Annotated in this window: 13 protein-coding genes; 6 read left to right on the forward strand and 7 right to left on the reverse strand. The window is 40.3% G+C overall.

Annotation, left to right across the window (positions count from 1 at the left end; genetic code table 11):
- Positions 1-7: 7 nt before the first annotated feature.
- Positions 8-1,390, forward strand: coding sequence for a cytochrome P450 (locus H6G18_RS03880; RefSeq protein WP_190405767.1), 1,383 nt, complete (start codon positions 8-10; stop codon positions 1,388-1,390).
- A 26-nt stretch (positions 1,391-1,416) separates the two neighbouring features.
- On the opposite strand, the gene H6G18_RS03885 is transcribed toward H6G18_RS03880, so the two are convergent.
- From H6G18_RS03885 to H6G18_RS03895, 3 genes are all read right to left on the reverse strand, one after another.
- Positions 1,417-2,019 carry a hypothetical protein gene (locus tag H6G18_RS03885; RefSeq protein ID WP_190405768.1) on the reverse strand — a complete coding sequence of 201 codons (603 nt, stop codon included), beginning with the start codon at positions 2,017-2,019 and terminating at the stop codon, positions 1,417-1,419.
- A 246-nt stretch (positions 2,020-2,265) separates the two neighbouring features.
- Positions 2,266-2,811, reverse strand: a complete 546-nt coding sequence (locus tag H6G18_RS03890; protein ID WP_190405769.1) for a hypothetical protein — start codon at positions 2,809-2,811, stop codon at positions 2,266-2,268.
- 237 nt (positions 2,812-3,048) lie between these two features.
- A complete protein-coding gene (locus tag H6G18_RS03895) occupies positions 3,049-4,398 on the reverse strand; it encodes a helix-hairpin-helix domain-containing protein (RefSeq protein ID WP_190405770.1) in 1,350 nt (449 codons plus the stop codon).
- A gap of 419 nt (positions 4,399-4,817) precedes the next feature.
- Between H6G18_RS03895 and gatA the strand changes: the two genes are divergently transcribed.
- Positions 4,818-6,278: an Asp-tRNA(Asn)/Glu-tRNA(Gln) amidotransferase subunit GatA gene (gene gatA / locus H6G18_RS03900; protein ID WP_190405771.1), complete on the forward strand. Its 1,461-nt coding sequence runs from the start codon at positions 4,818-4,820 to the stop codon at positions 6,276-6,278.
- A gap of 94 nt (positions 6,279-6,372) precedes the next feature.
- Here gatA and H6G18_RS03905 read toward each other — a convergent pair whose 3' ends face one another.
- Positions 6,373-7,257 carry a RodZ domain-containing protein gene (locus tag H6G18_RS03905; RefSeq protein ID WP_190405772.1) on the reverse strand — a complete coding sequence of 295 codons (885 nt, stop codon included), beginning with the start codon at positions 7,255-7,257 and terminating at the stop codon, positions 6,373-6,375.
- Between the two features lie 780 nt (positions 7,258-8,037).
- Between H6G18_RS03905 and H6G18_RS03910 the strand changes: the two genes are divergently transcribed.
- The 3 genes from H6G18_RS03910 to H6G18_RS03920 all read left to right on the forward strand — a co-directional run bounded on the left by H6G18_RS03910 (position 8,038) and on the right by H6G18_RS03920 (position 11,675).
- The gene (locus H6G18_RS03910) at positions 8,038-9,225 is read left to right on the forward strand and encodes a glycerophosphodiester phosphodiesterase family protein (protein ID WP_190405773.1); all 1,188 of its coding nucleotides are present in this window, start codon (positions 8,038-8,040) and stop codon (positions 9,223-9,225) included.
- A 485-nt stretch (positions 9,226-9,710) separates the two neighbouring features.
- A complete protein-coding gene (locus H6G18_RS03915) occupies positions 9,711-11,099 on the forward strand; it encodes a sensor histidine kinase (protein WP_190405824.1) in 1,389 nt (462 codons plus the stop codon).
- Positions 11,100-11,219: 120 nt separating this feature from the next.
- On the forward strand, positions 11,220-11,675 hold the full coding sequence (locus H6G18_RS03920; protein ID WP_190405774.1) for a DUF2141 domain-containing protein: 456 nt from the start codon (positions 11,220-11,222) through the stop codon (positions 11,673-11,675).
- A gap of 75 nt (positions 11,676-11,750) precedes the next feature.
- Here the strand turns inward: H6G18_RS03920 and H6G18_RS03925 are convergent, their stop codons facing one another.
- From H6G18_RS03925 to H6G18_RS03935, 3 genes are all read right to left on the reverse strand, one after another.
- Positions 11,751-12,929 carry a peptidoglycan-binding protein gene (locus H6G18_RS03925; protein ID WP_190405775.1) on the reverse strand — a complete coding sequence of 393 codons (1,179 nt, stop codon included), beginning with the start codon at positions 12,927-12,929 and terminating at the stop codon, positions 11,751-11,753.
- 168 nt (positions 12,930-13,097) lie between these two features.
- On the reverse strand, positions 13,098-14,168 hold the full coding sequence (locus H6G18_RS03930; protein ID WP_190405776.1) for a DMT family transporter: 1,071 nt from the start codon (positions 14,166-14,168) through the stop codon (positions 13,098-13,100).
- Between the two features lie 163 nt (positions 14,169-14,331).
- A complete protein-coding gene (locus H6G18_RS03935) occupies positions 14,332-15,984 on the reverse strand; it encodes a Ppx/GppA phosphatase family protein (protein ID WP_190405777.1) in 1,653 nt (550 codons plus the stop codon).
- 322 nt (positions 15,985-16,306) lie between these two features.
- On the opposite strand from H6G18_RS03935, the gene H6G18_RS03940 reads away from it, so the two are divergent.
- Positions 16,307-17,179 carry a 4-hydroxybenzoate solanesyltransferase gene (locus H6G18_RS03940; protein WP_190405778.1) on the forward strand — a complete coding sequence of 291 codons (873 nt, stop codon included), beginning with the start codon at positions 16,307-16,309 and terminating at the stop codon, positions 17,177-17,179.
- Positions 17,180-17,219: the final 40 nt, after the last annotated feature.

Genomic DNA, 17,219 nt, shown 5'->3' on the forward strand with positions numbered 1-17,219 from the left:
ATAGTTAATGATTACCTTGCCAGAAAATTCCTCTAACCAAACTGTTACTAAACTGCCAGATGGAACCCCAAAATTTAAATGGCTGCAAACTATACGAATTGTCCTCCAACCAATCGATACTCTAGAACAAACAGAGCAACGTTATGGGGATATATTCACCTCTGATTTAGGTTTTTTTCCACCACAAGTAGTTATTAGTAATCCCCAAGCAATTCAAGAACTGTTTATGGCTGATGCTCAGTTATTTGATTCAGGTTCCGGAAATTACTTAATTCAACCATTAGTAGGCGCTAACTCATTAATTTTGTTAGATGGCGATCGCCACCTGCAACAGCGTAAACTATTAATGCCTTCTTTTCATGGGGAAAGGATGCGGGCTTATGGTGAAACTATACGTAATATTACTAAGCAAGTTACTGGTAAATGGTCTATTGGGAAACAGTTTACTGCTCGTCCCAGTATGCAGGATATTTCCCTACAAGTTATTTTACAGACTGTTTTTGGTTTAAAGGAAGGAGAGCGTTACCAACAAATTCAGCAGGTCTTGACTGAAATGTTGGATACATTTAATACACCTATAAGTGCTGTTTTCCTATTTTTCAAGTCATTGCAACGAGATTTCGGTGCTTGGAGTCCTTGGGGTAAGTTTCTCAGACGTAGACAACAGCTTGATGAACTCCTTTATCAAGAAATTCGTGAACGTCGTCATCAACCTGAAACTAGAGGTGAAGATATCCTCAGTTTGCTGATGTCAGCGCGTGATGAACAAGGTCAACCCATGACTGATGAGGAGTTACGCGATGAGCTAATGACTATGCTATTTGCTGGACATGAAACTACAGCGATCGCCTTATCTTGGGCCTTATATTGGATTCATTACGTTCCAGAAGTCCGCGAAAAACTTATACAAGAACTCAATTCTCTTGACATAGCTCATGCAGACCCTACAGCAATTACTCAACTACCTTACCTAAATGCTGTTTGTTCAGAAACCTTACGAATTACTCCAGTAGCTTTCTTTGCCTTTCCCAGAGTCCTCAAAGCTCCCATGAAATTTATGGGCTACGATTTACCAAAAGGAATGATGATATCACCTTGTGTATATTTAACTCATCATCGCCCAGATATTTATCCAGAACCTAAACGTTTTAAACCAGAACGTTTTCTGGAACGTCAGTTTTCTCCCTATGAGTTTTTACCCTTTGGTGGCGGTAATCGTCGCTGTTTAGGTATGGCATTTGCTCTATTTGAAATGAAGTTAGTCTTGGCAACCATCCTCTCACAATACTCACTGGAATTACTGGATCAAGTACCACTTAAAGCAGTCCGTCGTGGCATAGTATTTGCGCCACCAGGTGGTGTACGTTTGATGGTGAAGGAAAAACACTAAGCTCCCCTTTCTCTGTAAATTACAAACTACCATTTTTCAGCCCAATAGATAATTTCTGAAGCTGAACTATCAATGGCTACACCAGAGCTATCACCGTGATTCCACTTAAAACCAGGTCTACCTTTATCTTCTGCATTCAAAACAAGTATTTCATAGGAAGGTGGGAAAGATTCGGCAGTATATTCACTGGTGTAGAAAAAAGTGGTAGGTACACCATTAGGTAAATTGGCGTGAACATTGGTGTCACCGCCTCTATATTGGTGTTTAGCCTGTTTTCGGTATTGGGTCAGTAATTGTTGAATCTGTTCTGGTGACTTTTTCAGTCTGACTTGGAAGTAACTACCACTGTGAGAATTTTCTGGCGAATAGGCTAAACGCACATTCTCAAATCCCGTCGAAATCTCTGTAGGGAAGTGTTTAATCTTGTTCTGACTAGACAGGAGTTGATGACGAATTTCTCTGTACCGTGATGTATCAGTTACTATTTCAGGCTGGTTACTACTACTAAAAGCTTTCTTAATAAAGAAACTCCCCCCGACAACACCAACGCTGCCAAAAGAGAACAAAATTATCATCATGACTTTGACTAGGGGCGATGGGTTTTGCCCTAATGTAAATGATCGCTTCATGGAGTTGGGCGAGTTTAACTTCTATAGCTATATACCCAACTACTAAACTATATTCGTAATATTTCGGAGACGATCCCAGATATTTTGATAAAAACTTTGTGAAACTAGGGAAAATACGGGTTTTTTGTGAAATTTGGGTGAAGGTAGTATTTATAAAAAATAGCTGGGGTAATTTAGGATACCTAGATTTTTAGTTTACGAATAATTTATGCGAACATTTCTTTTTGTCCAAAGTCCCAAAAATAATTAAGGCTGATGGGTTTGCTTATAAGTTCTACGCCACTTTTCCAAACTATCTATAGATATAGATTTAGTGATAACATTTATGCAGTTTCCTCGCCAATCAATTTCTGAATCTGTAGTAAAAACACCACATTCCAACTGTTCAGGGCGTATATCCCAATAGTGACCAAATCGACTTTTTAAAGTAATTACTTGTTCAAATACCTTATTTCTATGTTTATTTCTGCGCTTTCTTTCTGTTGCTCCTGTTGCTTCTGTATCAATAAACTTTGTCTCAACTAAAAACAGACTACCTTGAAATGTCAGGTACACGAAATCGCATTTACCCAAGTCTGTATAATCGGCAATTGGAGACTTTTCAAACAACAGCAATTCATAGCATGAAGGAAACAAAGTTTTAATATTTAAAAATAGATAAGCTTGCAAAAGGAGTTCTTTATCATAAGGAAAGGCAATTACTCCTTCAAAAAACTGCTTGATGTCCTCCTGAGTTTGGGGTTGAATTTTTTTACAATAAGAAACAAACTTACTCAAATCATTTGCAATCATCAAAATATTAACTCCTTCCCCTAGCTCTTGCCCAAATCCTCATGGCATAAAAAGATACCATTTACTACAGGAAAACATCATCCGCATAAGTAACCAAAAAAACTTTAAAGCCCAGGAATTACTACGACAATATACTGTTGACGTAGCAGTTTAATTAATCTGGGTTTCTCTCAGTAATACTGAGTTCTCAGTTCTGACTAAGAGTTTAGCTTCCTATTCCCCTACTCCCTCATCTCCTCATGAACCACCAATAAGAGGCTTGAGTTGTGCTGGAAATCTAGCATTTTGCAATGCTTGAACGGTAATCCGAGCATCTTGGACGCAAAATTGCCAACCTAAACGCACTAAACGACGAGAATTTTCAGATTGCACAATTCCAATCACTGGCATTTTTGCTTTTTCTTTATCTCCACATTGTTCTTGTAAAATTGTTTTCAAACGATGTAGTTCTTCAATATTGGCTGCTTGTTGAGGCTGAAGTTCTACCATCACCATTTGTACTGTTTCTACTGGTTCTGCATCTTCTACGATTAATTGAGTTTGTTCGTCACGTCGGTCTACTTTACCCCAAATAATTAATCTTGCATCAACTTGAAGTAAAAAACTGATGCGCTCATAGGTTTTAGGAAAAACGACAGCTTCTGATTGAGATGTTAAATCTTCAAGTTGCAGAATTGCCATTGCATCGCCTTTCTTGGTCATGACTTTTTTCACACCATTCAGCATGACAATTACACACAATCTCGTATCTTCTCGTTGTTCTCCCAATTGCGAAAGATTGATTGGGGTTAAGAGTGGTGCTACTTGCCTTAAAGATTTTAAGGGATGGTCTGAGACATAAAAACCTAATAATTCTTTTTCCAATCGTAATTTTTCTTGTGGGGGATAATCCAGTACAGGTTTAGCCTTAGGCGCAGTTTCAAAGGCATTATTAGCTGTTTTGGTATTAGTAGAATATCCACCCAACAAATCAAACAGGTTTCCTTGACCACTAGCGCGGTCTCTAGCACGGGATTGCGCCCAATCATAGACTAATTCTAAATCTTGGATTAATTGGTGACGATTCGCTTCAATTTTGTCAAAAGCTCCACAGTAAATTAGTGATTCTAGTGTGCGGCGGTTAACAGCACGCAGATCCACGCGATCGCAAAAATCAGCTAACGATTTAAACTCTCCTGTTTCGTCTCTCGCTGCTAAAATTGAAGTGATCGCATTCTGTCCCACGTTTCTCACAGCTGAAAATCCAAACAATATTTTCTCTGCGGCTGGTGTAAAGTCTACGCCAGAGCGATTAATATCTGGCGGTTCTATCTGAATATTCATACTCAGACAGGTGGAAATATATTTCTGCACCTTATCCGTATCATTGCTGTTAGCTGTCAGCAACGCCGCCATGTATTCTAATGGATAATTAGCCTTAAGATATGCAGTTTGATAAGTGACATATCCATAAGCTGTTGAATGGGATTTATTGAAACAATTAGATGCTATTAAACCATTTTTGACAACAAAATTATGGTCACGCTCAACCCCAATGTCATAAACATTTTCTAAACTTACATATTTACGACTTACTATTTTTATCATCTATTTCTACCTCAAAATAATTCTATGGTTATGAGAATAATTCCTATATTTAATCAATTTTTAACTTTTCTTAAACTCTATAGTATATAATTTTCGACAATTTAACACTGCTTTAGCCTTAAACAAGAATAGCTAAAATTATTAGCTAATTATTTAGCTATTTTTAGCTAAATTTTGCCAAAACTTAAATAATTCCTAAAAAGGCAGTTACTAAACATCTGGTTGCTGTTTTTAAAGCGCTTGTTGTATATATTTATTCATAAATAAGGAGAAAGGGCGCAGAGAGAAGAAGCAAGTGGCGTAGCAGGGAGCAGGGGGAGAAGAAAACTATTAGCAACTGAACTAATGACTATTTACCCATGACCAATGCCACGCAATATGTACTAAAATCAATGACTTGAGTCACTATGAGAGCAATCATGGCATCCATCCGCGAGTTGCACGAACATCTGGTAAAAAAAGAACGTTCTGCCGTTGAAATTACCCAAGAAGCTTTAGACCGTATTCAAGCCCTAGAGCCGAAATTGCATAGCTTCTTACATATAACGGCACAGAAGGCGTTAGAGCAGGCGCGTGCTGTGGATGCCAAAATAGCCGCAGGCGAGGAAATTGGGCTGCTGGCGGGGATTCCCATCGGTGTGAAGGACAATATGTGTACCAAAGGAATCCCCACCACCTGCGCTTCTCGGATGCTAGAAAATTTTGTGCCTCCCTATGAATCAAGCGTGACACAAAAACTACTAGATGCAGGGGCTGTGGTAGTTGGCAAAACCAATCTAGATGAGTTTGCTATGGGTAGTTCTACTGAAAGTTCTGCTTATCAAGTCACAGCCAATCCTTGGGATTTATCGAGAGTTCCTGGTGGTTCCTCTGGGGGTTCAGCTGCGGCTGTAGCGGCGGAAGAATGCGTTGTGGCTCTTGGTTCTGATACTGGTGGTTCAATTCGTCAACCAGCTTCTTTTTGTGGTGTAGTGGGACTCAAACCTACCTACGGGCTGGTTTCACGTTATGGTTTGGTTGCTTACGCTTCATCTTTGGATCAAATTGGCCCTTTTGGACGCTCAGTAGAAGATACAGCGATATTATTAAAGGCGATCGCAGGTTACGATCCTCAAGATTCCACTAGTCTAAAAGTAGAAATCCCTGACTACATAGCAAGCTTAAAACCAGACCTAAAAGCTAGAGGTAAACTGAGAATTGGTGTTATCAAAGAAACTTTTGGTGAAGGTTTAGACTCTGTTGTTGAACAAGCCGTTACCAAAGCAATTGAACAGTTACAGGGTTTAGGTGCTGAAATTCATGTAATTTCCTGTCCTAATTTCCGTTATGGCGTACCGAGCTACTACATAATCGCTCCATCAGAAGCATCAGCCAATCTAGCCCGCTACGATGGCGTAAAATATGGCTGGCGTGCGCCGGAAGGAGACAATCTACTGTCTATGTATATGCGTACCCGCGCCAGTGGTTTTGGTGCAGAAGTCAAGCGCCGAATCATGATTGGTACTTACGCTCTTTCTGCTGGCTATTACGATGCTTACTATATCAAAGCCCAAAAAGTGCGTACTTTGATTAAGCAAGACTTTGACAATGCGTTTAAAAACGTTGATGTGTTAGTTTCTCCGACAGCACCCACCACAGCATTCAAAGCAGGGGAAAAAACTGCTGACCCCATAAGTATGTATTTGAATGACCTGATGACTATTCCTGTCAATTTAGCTGGTCTACCGGGTATAAGTGTTCCCTGTGGTTTTGATGAACAGGGATTACCAATTGGGTTGCAACTAATTGGCAAAGTACTAAGAGAAGACCAACTATTGCAAGTAGCCTATGCCTACGAACAGTCTACTAGTTGGCATCTCAATCAGCCAAAAATATCTTAGTTGTCAATGGTCAAATAGTTCATAGTCCACATTCCATAATTTAAAACCTTCATTTTTAACTCTTGACCGTTGGCTAATGACTAATGACCATTGACTATTGACTAATAACTTCTGGAGTATATGTTACCTCTTTAACATCACCACTATTACCCAAGAGTTGTGCAGGTTTCTCGTTCACAGAAATTAGTACAGCACCTGCATTACCAGAACGTACAGTTAATTCTTGTTTTGCTGTCCAAGTTCTTCGTTCCCCCTTGGTTAATTCACCGACAAACTCTGTTTTACCATCGGCTTTTACTTGTAACCATGAATTACCTTGAAGTTCTAAAGTAACTGCAACAGATGAATTATCATTATTTTCAGCGCTAGGTGTAGGTGATGGGGTTGCTGTAGGTATATCTGTCAAAGCTGCGGTTGTAGGTGATGGAACCACAGGTGATGATGTTAAGTCTTGTGATTCGGTAACTATTGAATCTGGTTTTTCTGTTGGAGGTACAACTGTAATAGGTGAAGGGTTTGATTGTCTTGGGTTAGTAGCTACTGAGTCTTGTTTATTTACGAGAGATTCAGTTATTAGCTTGGGATTGAGTACATAAATAAGTGCGATCGCTGCAACTCCCAGTAATAAAATGTAAGGAACAAAAAGAGGAATGCGAATGTTGGGTCTTTTTTTTATATGTTCAGTGTTATTTGCCTGAAATTCGTGGGTTAAAGGCTCAACATTAACAGTAAAAGTTTTAGCCAAAGTCTGACCATCTAAACCCAAAACATCTGCATAACGACGGATAAATCCTTGAATATAAACAGGCTCAGGTAGTTCTGCAAATTTGCCTGCATCTAAAGATTCTAAGAAATATAGTCTAATGTTTGTTTTAGCAGCTACTTCTTCTATACGTATATCTTTCTCTTGTCTTACTTGTCGTAAATGTTTACTGATTTCCTGAAGTTGTTGTTCTTGAGCCTCATTTAATAGGTTCACTGTCTTCTCCTAGTATGAACTAATGTTTACTATCCCGCAGTGAGACTACTTGAGTACAGTAAATATTGTTACTAATTTATTAATAAATTTGTGTAGTCATTTTCATTTTAATGGTAAATTTTGATTGGACAATATTACCCTCTATTACTAAGTAAAATATATTATTCTATTAATTTATCAATATTGGTAAATTTTTAAAAAAGCAGCATCGAAATATACCAGTAATCATACTATTGCTAGTATTGTGACTCTAGGTTTATTCCACATAATAGCAGCGATCGCTTGTCTTGTTATTTATCTATTTTTTGCACTAGCAATCTAGTTTTATTTTTTCTATCACTATTAAATGAAATCACGCCTCAGATCTTGAGTCTACCCCAGGGAGCGCTTTAGACTCAAAAGCAGATATACGTTTAATGTAAATTGAGTTTTGAAACTCCGGTTATCTCATCAATGACTCCACAACCATAATGAGTAAGGAGTCTGGAAACGCCTACGAAACAATACGTGTTTTGAAATCAGGCGTGATATAGAAATTTCTACTCCTGACTCCTGAATTCTACTGTATATGCAATTTCACATAGAAACATAGGAAAACTTAAAACAGCTATAATCAGTATTTAACCAGAGTTTAATGTTTGGTTTGTACCTTAATTTAAGTGTTTTTACAGAAACAACTTTAAGTGGCTCAACTTTCCAGCCCAGACAGCAGTTTTTTAACAGAAGCACTTGAGTTAATTTCAGCAATTTTTTGTAACCAAATACTTGTGAGGAGAAATTATGCGACATTTCTTTGGAGCATTGTTGTTAGGAATGGCTACACTAACAGTTATGCCAACAGAAAAAGTCCTAGCAGCAACGTTAACGGGTCAACCTCCTATTGTTATTGGACACCGGGGCGCTAGCGGTTATCGTCCAGAACATACTTTAGCAGCTTATGAATTAGCAATTCAAATGGGTGCTGACTATATTGAACCAGATTTAGTCGCTACTAAAGATGGTGTTTTAGTGGCGCGTCATGAAAACGCTTTAGCCATTTTTAACTCTAATGGTACGCTGAATCTTACAGATACTAGTACAGATGTTTATGAGCGTCCAGAGTTTGCAGACCGCTTAACTACTAAAGTCATTGATGGACGTTCCATTACAGGCTGGTTTACAGAGGATTTTACCCTAGCTGAATTGAAAACTCTCCGCGCTATAGAGAGAATCCCCGCTATCCGTCCCCAGAATACTCAATATAATGGATTGTTTGAAATTCCGACTTTGCAAGAAATCATTGATTTAGCAAAGGAACAAAGCTCTTTACTGGGTCGTACTATTGGTATCTATCCAGAAACTAAGCATCCGACTTATTTCGATTCCATCGGTTTATCAATGGAAGAAATATTAGTAGATGTTTTGAATGCAAATGGATATGTTGATCAAGATGCTCCTGTTTTTATTCAATCATTTGAAGTTAGCAACTTAAAAGACCTCAGACAATTAACCAATGTCCCTTTAGTACAACTTCTCAGTGCTGGTGGACAACCTTATGATTTTACCGTCAGTGGAGTTCCTACAACTTATAGGGATTTAGCTACACCCTTAGGTTTGGCAGAAATTGCTACCTATGCAAATGGAATAGGTGCGAATAAAAACTTAATTATCCCTAGAGATAGTCAGGGTAATTTGCTATCTCCTACCACCTTGGTTAAGGATGCTCATGAAGCTGGCTTAATTGTTCATGCTTGGACTTTCCGTGACGAAAATGTGTTCTTACCAGCGAATTTACAAGGAAATCCCCAAGAAGAATATCGGCTATTTTATCAGACAGGTATTGACGGTTTATTTACTGATAACCCGGACACGGCTGTTGCAGTGCGCTCTACCTTATTTCCTAGCTCTACTTCAGTTCCTGAACCCGGTACAATGTTTGCACTAGGTATTGTCCCTCTTTTCGGATTGCTCTTCCGCCGTCGTAAGTAGGTTAATCTAGGACTTACGCAGTGATCTGACAAGGGTTTGAATAGGGGGCAATACGGTTCGGATAAGCAGGGGGTGCAGGGGAAGCAGGGGAGGGAAGAGATTTATTATTAAGCAATTTCTCTTCCCCTGCTTCTATTCTCCCCCTGCACCCCCTGCTCGCCTCAACAGATAACTCTGTTAACCGAACCGTATTGGGGGTGTAGGGGTATGGGGATATAAGAGTATAAGCGAGCAAAACCCTACACCCCCAACCCCTTGCACCATTTTAGATTTTGGATTGGGAATCGCTCTCTGTGTTTGGGTTATGGGAATCCAGCTTGTAAAGATTTAGTGAAGTGTGGGCTGGATATTAACTATTGTGAATATTTGTAACTCTACTTTGGGAAGACTAGGTATGGCGATACTGCTTTTCTAGTAATGTTCTGAACTGTCATCGTTCGGAGTGGAAAGCAGCAAAAATACCTGAAGGGCAAAGGAATAAGATGATGCTCGCTACTTCCGACGTGGAAAATACTAATGATTGGAGCCTGCAATTAGATTCTACGTTACAACAATTACCTGTTTGGGGGGTTGGAGTTGAGATCCATGTTCCGGGTAATAAATTGATGAGCCTTTTTGAACATGAGTCTTTATTGCCTGGAATTATCTTAACTGATAACCAATATTTTGTGGGGATGATTTCACGGCAGAGATTTTTTGAGATAATGAGTCGCCCTTATAGTTTTGGGCTATTTTCGATGCGACCTGTCGAAAGCCTTTATAATTTTCTCCAACCAGAGGTTTTTATCTTTCCTGCAAATATGCTGGTCACAGAAGCGACTCAAGCAGCATTGCAGCGATCGCCCCAATTGGTCTATGAACCAATTGTAATAAAAAGTGAATCAGGAAAGTATGGAATAGTTGATTTCCATCAGTTACTTTTAGCTAACTCCCAGATTCATGCTCTCACCTTGACAAGACTCCAGCAAGTAGAAAAACAATCGCGCATAGCCAAGACAGGATTCCGTGACCTGCAAAATAACTATACTCAACTATTGCAAAATGAGAAAATGGCGGCTTTAGGTCAAATGGTCGCAGGTATAGCGCATGAAGTCAACAATCCCATCAACTTTATTGCTGGTAATCTTGTCCATGCTATCGATTACACTCACCAATTACTAAACCTAATTAATTTATATCAAAATCATTATCCTCATCCTGTAGCAGAAATTCAAACGGCGATCGCTGAAAGTGAACTTGATTTCATTACTACCGATTTACCTGACTTGCTAAATTCTATGCGGAGTGGTTGCGATCGCATTGAGCAAATTGTTCGCTCTTTACGCAATTTCTCTCGCTTGGATGAGGCTGACAGAAAACCTGTTGATATTCATCAAGGTATTGATAGTACTCTGCTAATTTTACAAAATCGGCTCAAGAACCAAAAAACTCATCACAGCATTAGCATTATCAAAGAATATGGAACCCTACCTCTAGTTGATTGCTATGCTGGGTTACTCAATCAAGTATTAATGAATCTTCTGGTAAATGCTATTGATGCTTTAGAAGAGTCAATAGTCAACAGTCAACAGTCCGTAGGCAAAAATTCTGAAATGGTAACTCAAGCACAAATTCGCATTCGCACTGAACTTACAGATGATCAAAAAGTAGTTATTCGTATTGCTGATAATGGCCCCGGAATTTCTCATGAGGTAAAAAAGCGATTATTTGACCCATTCTTTACTACTAAACCTGTAGGTAAAGGTACTGGATTAGGGTTATCTATTTGTTATCAGATTATTGTCGAAAAACACGGTGGACAGATGGATTGTGTATCTACCCTGGGACAAGGGGCTGAGTTTATTATTAAAATTCCCGTCCAATTTAAGATTTAATGTAGCCAGCAATCCGATTTGATTTATGTATCCCTCACGGAAGGCGTAGCCATCTTTACTTGCCTATATCGACTGAATCATGCCAGGATAAGTCTGCATGAGCCAATCAAAGTACATTTTATGAGCCAAAAATGGACAGTTAGCATCATACTACTGGCAGCTTTGGGAAATTTAGCTTGGTCATTAAGCGCTAGAGCTAATTTCAATGGCAAGCTGACTGTGGAAATTGATGGATTAAACAATAATGAAGGGCAAGTCTGCGTTAGCATATTTGCTAGTAGTCAAGGCTTCCCAAATGACCGCCAGCGAGTATTAAAAAGGCAGTGTACTCAGATTAGCGAAATACCCTTAAAAATGACTTTTGACGACTTAAAAGCTGGTAGTTACGCTGTTGCTGTAATTCAAGACCTTAATGGTGATGGCACTCTCAACCGAAATAGTTTAGGTATGCCTGTTGAACCTTTTGGATTTTCCCGCAACCCAGACGTTCGCACCAGCGCCCCTAAGTTTGGTGATGCGGCTTTTGTGTTAGCAGGCCCCAACACTATTATTCAAATCCAGATGAAAAAGTTATAAAATTTGGCGTTGCTGAATAGCTTATTAAAACAATACGTATGCTACAAATCATGCAACGCCTAAAATGAGTAAAATTTATTGAGAATCTTCTTGACGATTTTCTACTAGGCTCTGTTTATCCACATTCCGCATCCTATTCATCTGAGTTAGAGCATATCTCGCTGTTGCTTGTACTTCTGCGTCAGGGTCATCTAGAGCATGGGCTAACATCTGACTCATTTGAGACATCATGTCATAAACGCGAGTCAAATCACGAATAGCATTTTGACGTACTTGTGGGCTTTCATCCTGCATGGAGACAGCAAAAGCTTTGTTGATTGGTTTGAGTGAACGAACGTTAATTTCTGATAAAGCAGCCAGAATTAAATTGCGTTGTTGTGAATCTGCATCAATCAAAAGATTTACCAGTGGCTGAATTGCCCGTGAATCGCCTTGCTGTCCTAAATCCCAAATAGCCTTATGCCGTTTCGTCGGGTCGTTACTACGTAAATCTTGAAGCAACTCATCAACAATATTGAGTTTAGCAAGACGGGATGTTGTTTCTATGGGGAGTAATGTTGCTGGGGCTGATGCTTTCGCTGTTTGGGAAACGCTAGCGTGAGCAGTATTTTCTTGGTAGTTGGATGTGTGTGCTAACTCTTGTAAAACTGGTCTGATTGGGTCTTGTTGATTAGCACTTAAAGCTTTTTGTGGTGAAGTTTTTGGCTGTTTTTGTTGTTTGTTTGGGTCAAAGCGTCGCAACAAAAACAAGGTTACGCCAATAGTTCCTAAAGTTCCCAAACCCAATATTGACCACCAAAGAAAATCTCTAAAGGCTGGGTTGGAGTTACTATTAGTGGCAGGAGTTGCCGCAGCAGAGTCCAAGGGTGAGGCTACAGCCAGTTTGCTATTGCTATCTGTCAAGGTCGTTTGCAAAATCCGCCTAGTAGCTATATCCGCGACCCCATCTATTCTTCTCAAACTCTTGGCTTGCTGAAATTTTGCTACAGCAGTTTTTGTACTTTGACCGTATTTTCCATCTACAAGGTCGTCGTAGTATCCTAACTGACTCAATTGAGTTTGTAATTCTTGCACATCTGGCCCTTGACTACCTGGTTCAAGAACAACTTGCCTAGTAGTTTTGATAGAACTGACTTGTGCCAGTTCTAATCTTTCCGGTGCGAGCTTAGTTGTAGCTGTGGTGGCTGGAGTTGAATAAAAACCCACACAAGAAAAACAGGTAAGTATGAAAATTGAGGAGTAGTGTAGCCTCATATTAAAATTTAGAGCCTAAATGTGTTATTGAAGTTACCGTATTATTGATAACCTAAGTTTTTCTAAGTATTCTTTTTTATTTTGACGCACAAATTTAACCTAAGTTGCTAGTAATATATCTTATTTTGTTTGGTTATTCTATCTTTTCTCCTGATTTAGCCTTCTCATTTAGGGGAGGGTTTCTGGCTCAGATTCTCTCACTTGTATAGTGACGGGATTGAGCTTTTTCGCTGATGCTTCTGTAAGTAGTGGCTTTGGTGTTATGGATGTTTCTTCCATAATGGGTTGTTGGTTTTTGCCTGCCAGGTTATCACGCTGATTGATGAGATAGATGCTAATTAAGGTGAGAAATACTCCCATCCATTGCAAGCTACTGAGAACTTCTGAGAGTAAGAGATGACCAAATAGAAGGGCAAATATGGGTGTAAGGAAGGTGAGAGAACTGAGACTGGTGAGACTACCGCTAGAAGCAAAGTAGAAAAACAATCCATAGGCGATCGCACTGCCAAAAACCGTAGCATAAGCCAATGCCAACCACTCAGAGCCTACTAAATTTTGCCATTGTTGGGATTCTGTTACTGATGAAATTCCCCACAATGGCAACCCACCGATGATCATGTGCCACCCTGTCGCAGTCACTGGGTCAGTATACCGAGTGACAAACCTGATTAATACTGTTCCCACTGCCATTGATAAAGCGGCTAACAACATTAACCATTCCCCACTAGCAAATAAGTTTTGCCAGTTACCAATTGTCACCTCTGCACCTGTACCAAGTAAACCGAAAATCCACTCATCTGGTAAGCCAATTAAACTAATCCCTGTGACTCCTAACCCTAAACCCAACCATCCCCATAAACCAATCCGTTCTTGAAATAGCCACAAGGACAGCAAGGCTACCGCCAACGGTTGAGAATCAATCATTACTGAACCTAATCCCGCACTGGTTCGGACTAATCCCTCGGCTAAAAAGCCCTGAAATAAGGTTCCGTCTACTATCCCAAATAGGGCAATCCATAACCAGGCTTGCCAACCACTGGGCTGGGGTCTACCGGAAAGTGCGGCAGCAATTAAAATTAACACTCCTGCTGGTAGCAAACGCACTCCGGCCATAAAGAATGGTGTGGTGTGGGGAATGACTCCTTTCATGGCTACCATTGCCGTTCCCCATAGGAAAAATGGGGCAATTAACAGTAGGGGGGCTAGGGGAAGTTTAGATGCACTGAGGTTCAGTTGCATGGGTTTGGTGATGCCTAATTGTTTACTGGTGCAGAGATTACTCTAACCAATTTTACCGAATTGTGTCTTTTTGTGAAGAAGTAAAAAAGTAGGCGTGGTGAAAAGTTCTTGGTTTGTGTCAGCGTTCCTACACAAAGATTGTCTTCCCTGCTTACCCTTGCATTTATGAGAAATTAGGCAGCAGTTCTTTTTCTAAATGTGTCACTAATTTTACGCCAAATTCTGCTTCAAATACTCCTTTTTTGACATCCAAACTCCAGAGTTCTAAGGCACAATCATCATCTATTTGGGATGGATGGATGAGTAAATTAAACTGCTGAAAGTGTGAATAATAGTCACATTTGATGCGAGCGATCGCCCCAATTTGTCTTCTGTCTAATGCTACTGCCAATCTTAATAAGGCGCTCAGTTGACTTACTACTTGCCGATGTTCTTTACTCAACAAGTTCCGGTAATTTTCGTGCTTTTTCTTGGGTGGTGATTTGCGATGATAACGGGCTAAATTGGCAATAATTTCGATCTCAGTTTCGTTATAACCGAGTAATTCACTATTGCGAATCAGATAGTAAGAGTGTTTGTGGTGGGATGAATGGCTGACATGATGACCGCAATTATGTAAGATTGCTGCTGCCCAAAGTAATCGCCGTTCGTTACTTCCCCAGTGGTGTAGTAGGCCTTGGGTTTGGTCAAATAAACTCAGGGCAAATGCGGCGACGCGATCGCTATACTCTAAGTTGACTTGATACTTGGTGGCTTGTTTAAGAACACTACGCTGGCGAATCGAACTTTGAAACCGCAATCTGTCTTCAATTAAGCCGTTGCTTAACATCCAGTCAACAATCACGCCTTCCCGTAGTGCGCGACTACAAGTTGTTAAGGACTCCACACCCAACAAAGTCATCGCTTCTTGTAAAATAACTGCCCCTGGAAGTATGACTTCAGACCGCTTTTCTGGCATCCCAGGTATGGCGGCTCTTTCCGCATTTGTCATTTTCCGTAGGCGATTTACCCACTCTTGTAGGTCTTTGAGGCTAAATTCGTAGCCATTGAGAGTAGAGGGGACTGTACCCGATTTTTCCCGCGCCTGAATCATGGCAATGGTTTCAATTGTGCCAGAAGTGCCAATTAAACGGGGAGATTCGCCAAACTTGAGGTTAGCTAGGACTTCTTCTACGGAACGTTCCAACATCCCCCGCGCATAAGCTTGTAGGTACTGAAACTCGATATTGCTGATGGGGTCTGTGGTGATTAACTCGCTGGTGAGTCGCACAGCACCAACTTTAGTGCTAGTGAGGGTACGAGGTTCTTGAGTGTCACCCAAAATTAATTCTGTAGAACCGCCACCAATATCAATAATCAGGTGTGGTTGGTTATGAAATTCCATCCCCGACAAAACACCAAGATAGATGCGTCGTGCTTCTTCTTGACCAGAAATCAAGTCAACATTTAAACCCAATTCTGTTTCTATCTGGTGTAAAAACTCTTTACCGTTGGGTGCTTCCCGCACCGCGCTAGTTGCTACGGCAATCAAGGTTTCCGCATTGGCAGTTTTCGCAACTTCTTGAAAGCGCCTCAAAGCAGCGATCGCTTTTGCCATGATCTCTGGTTTTAACTCCCCAGTGACAATGTTGCGATCGCCCAGTCGCACTGTTTCCTTTTCTTTAGCAACAATGCTAAAAGCCGGTAGTTTGGGGTCAATCTTGACCACTACCATGTGCAGAGAATTGGTTCCCATGTCAATGGCAGCAATAATCCGGTGTTGCTGAACTGGTTGAGTGCTGACGCTCTCCCAGCTAGATGAAACTAAATTCTGCATCTAGTCTTCTCTCTGTATTCAGGATGGATAGTAATGAATGGTGTGTCGGGGTAGTTGGCACTGATACACGTTGCAACACACTTATTTTCAGGTTGATCGTAGTCAGAACTACCTGATTTAAGTATATTCACCCTGCTACTTACAATTTTAGTGACTATTTTATTAAGTTTAGTTAAAGTTGCCACTGAAGATTGTGTTTTTACAAATATCAAATAACGCTATCCTATAGATGTGAAGATGTGTAAAGTCAAGATTGGCAGCTAAAAGCTCAATTATTTAGCTAATTCCTCACCCTTAATTACGAACTACGAATTAAATCCCCATGTTAGAAACTAAACAGGAACCAGTTTGGCTAACAATTGTCCGTCTTTTACGGTGGCATAAACCAGAAGGACGGTTAATTTTAATGATTCCTGCTCTTTGGGCTGTATTTTTAGCAGCTGCTGGTAAACCGCCTGTGCCTCTGGTGGGGGTAATTATCTTGGGTACTCTGGCTACCAGTGCGGCTGGATGTGTAGTCAATGATTTGTGGGATAGGGATATTGATCCAGAAGTGGAGAGAACCCGCGATCGCCCTTTAGCAGCTCGGACTCTTTCTATAAAAGTTGGTATTGGAGTCGGTATTGTAGCCTTATTATGTGCGGCAATTCTGGCATTTTACCTTAACCCCTTGAGTTTCTGGCTATCTGTGGCAGCCGTGCCTGTAATTTTACTGTATCCGGGTGCGAAGCGTGTGTTTCCTGTGCCGCAATTGGTGCTTTCCATCGCTTGGGGTTTTGCGGTGTTAATTAGCTGGAGTGCTGTAACACAAAACATTTCCCAACCGACTTGGTTACTGTGGGGTGCAACATTACTTTGGACATTGGGATTTGATACAGTTTATGCCATGAGCGATCGCGCAGATGATCGGCGCATTGGTGTTAATTCCAGTGCCTTATTTTTTGGTGATTACGCTTCTCTAGCTATTGGTATTTTCTTTTCAGGTACAGTTATTTGCCTAGTCTTGTTAGGTGTTTCTATCCATCTACATCTAGCATTCTGGATTACTTTAGGAATCGCCACTAGCGGTTGGATTTGGCAGGTTTTGCGCTTAAGACAACCAGAATTACCCAATCCTGTTTATGGTGAAATGTTCCGGCAAAATGTCTGGATTGGTTTTATTTTACTGACTGGGATGATATTTGGTGCTTTGTGATAAATCCCCATTTAAAATATAAACAAATCTTAAAGTTTTG

This window comes from Anabaena subtropica FACHB-260 (assembly GCF_014697105.1).
Classification (GTDB): Bacteria; Cyanobacteriota; Cyanobacteriia; order Cyanobacteriales; family Nostocaceae; genus Trichormus; species Trichormus subtropicus.

Bases quoted from the DNA above. Each gene is read 5' to 3' on its own strand.
- gatA (WP_190405771.1), top strand. From the start codon at position 4,818: ATGGCATCCATCCGCGAGTTGCACGAACATCTGGTAAAAAAAGAACGT.
- H6G18_RS03895 (WP_190405770.1), bottom strand. From the start codon at position 4,398: ATGATAAAAATAGTAAGTCGTAAATATGTAAGTTTAGAAAATGTTTAT.
- H6G18_RS03935 (WP_190405777.1), bottom strand. From the start codon at position 15,984: ATGCAGAATTTAGTTTCATCTAGCTGGGAGAGCGTCAGCACTCAACCA.
- H6G18_RS03925 (WP_190405775.1), bottom strand. From the start codon at position 12,929: ATGAGGCTACACTACTCCTCAATTTTCATACTTACCTGTTTTTCTTGT.
- H6G18_RS03915 (WP_190405824.1), top strand. From the start codon at position 9,711: ATGCTCGCTACTTCCGACGTGGAAAATACTAATGATTGGAGCCTGCAA.
- H6G18_RS03880 (WP_190405767.1), top strand. From the start codon at position 8: ATGATTACCTTGCCAGAAAATTCCTCTAACCAAACTGTTACTAAACTG.
- H6G18_RS03930 (WP_190405776.1), bottom strand. From the start codon at position 14,168: ATGCAACTGAACCTCAGTGCATCTAAACTTCCCCTAGCCCCCCTACTG.
- H6G18_RS03910 (WP_190405773.1), top strand. From the start codon at position 8,038: ATGCGACATTTCTTTGGAGCATTGTTGTTAGGAATGGCTACACTAACA.
- H6G18_RS03885 (WP_190405768.1), bottom strand. From the start codon at position 2,019: ATGAAGCGATCATTTACATTAGGGCAAAACCCATCGCCCCTAGTCAAA.
- H6G18_RS03940 (WP_190405778.1), top strand. From the start codon at position 16,307: ATGTTAGAAACTAAACAGGAACCAGTTTGGCTAACAATTGTCCGTCTT.
- H6G18_RS03890 (WP_190405769.1), bottom strand. From the start codon at position 2,811: ATGATTGCAAATGATTTGAGTAAGTTTGTTTCTTATTGTAAAAAAATT.
- H6G18_RS03920 (WP_190405774.1), top strand. From the start codon at position 11,220: ATGAGCCAAAAATGGACAGTTAGCATCATACTACTGGCAGCTTTGGGA.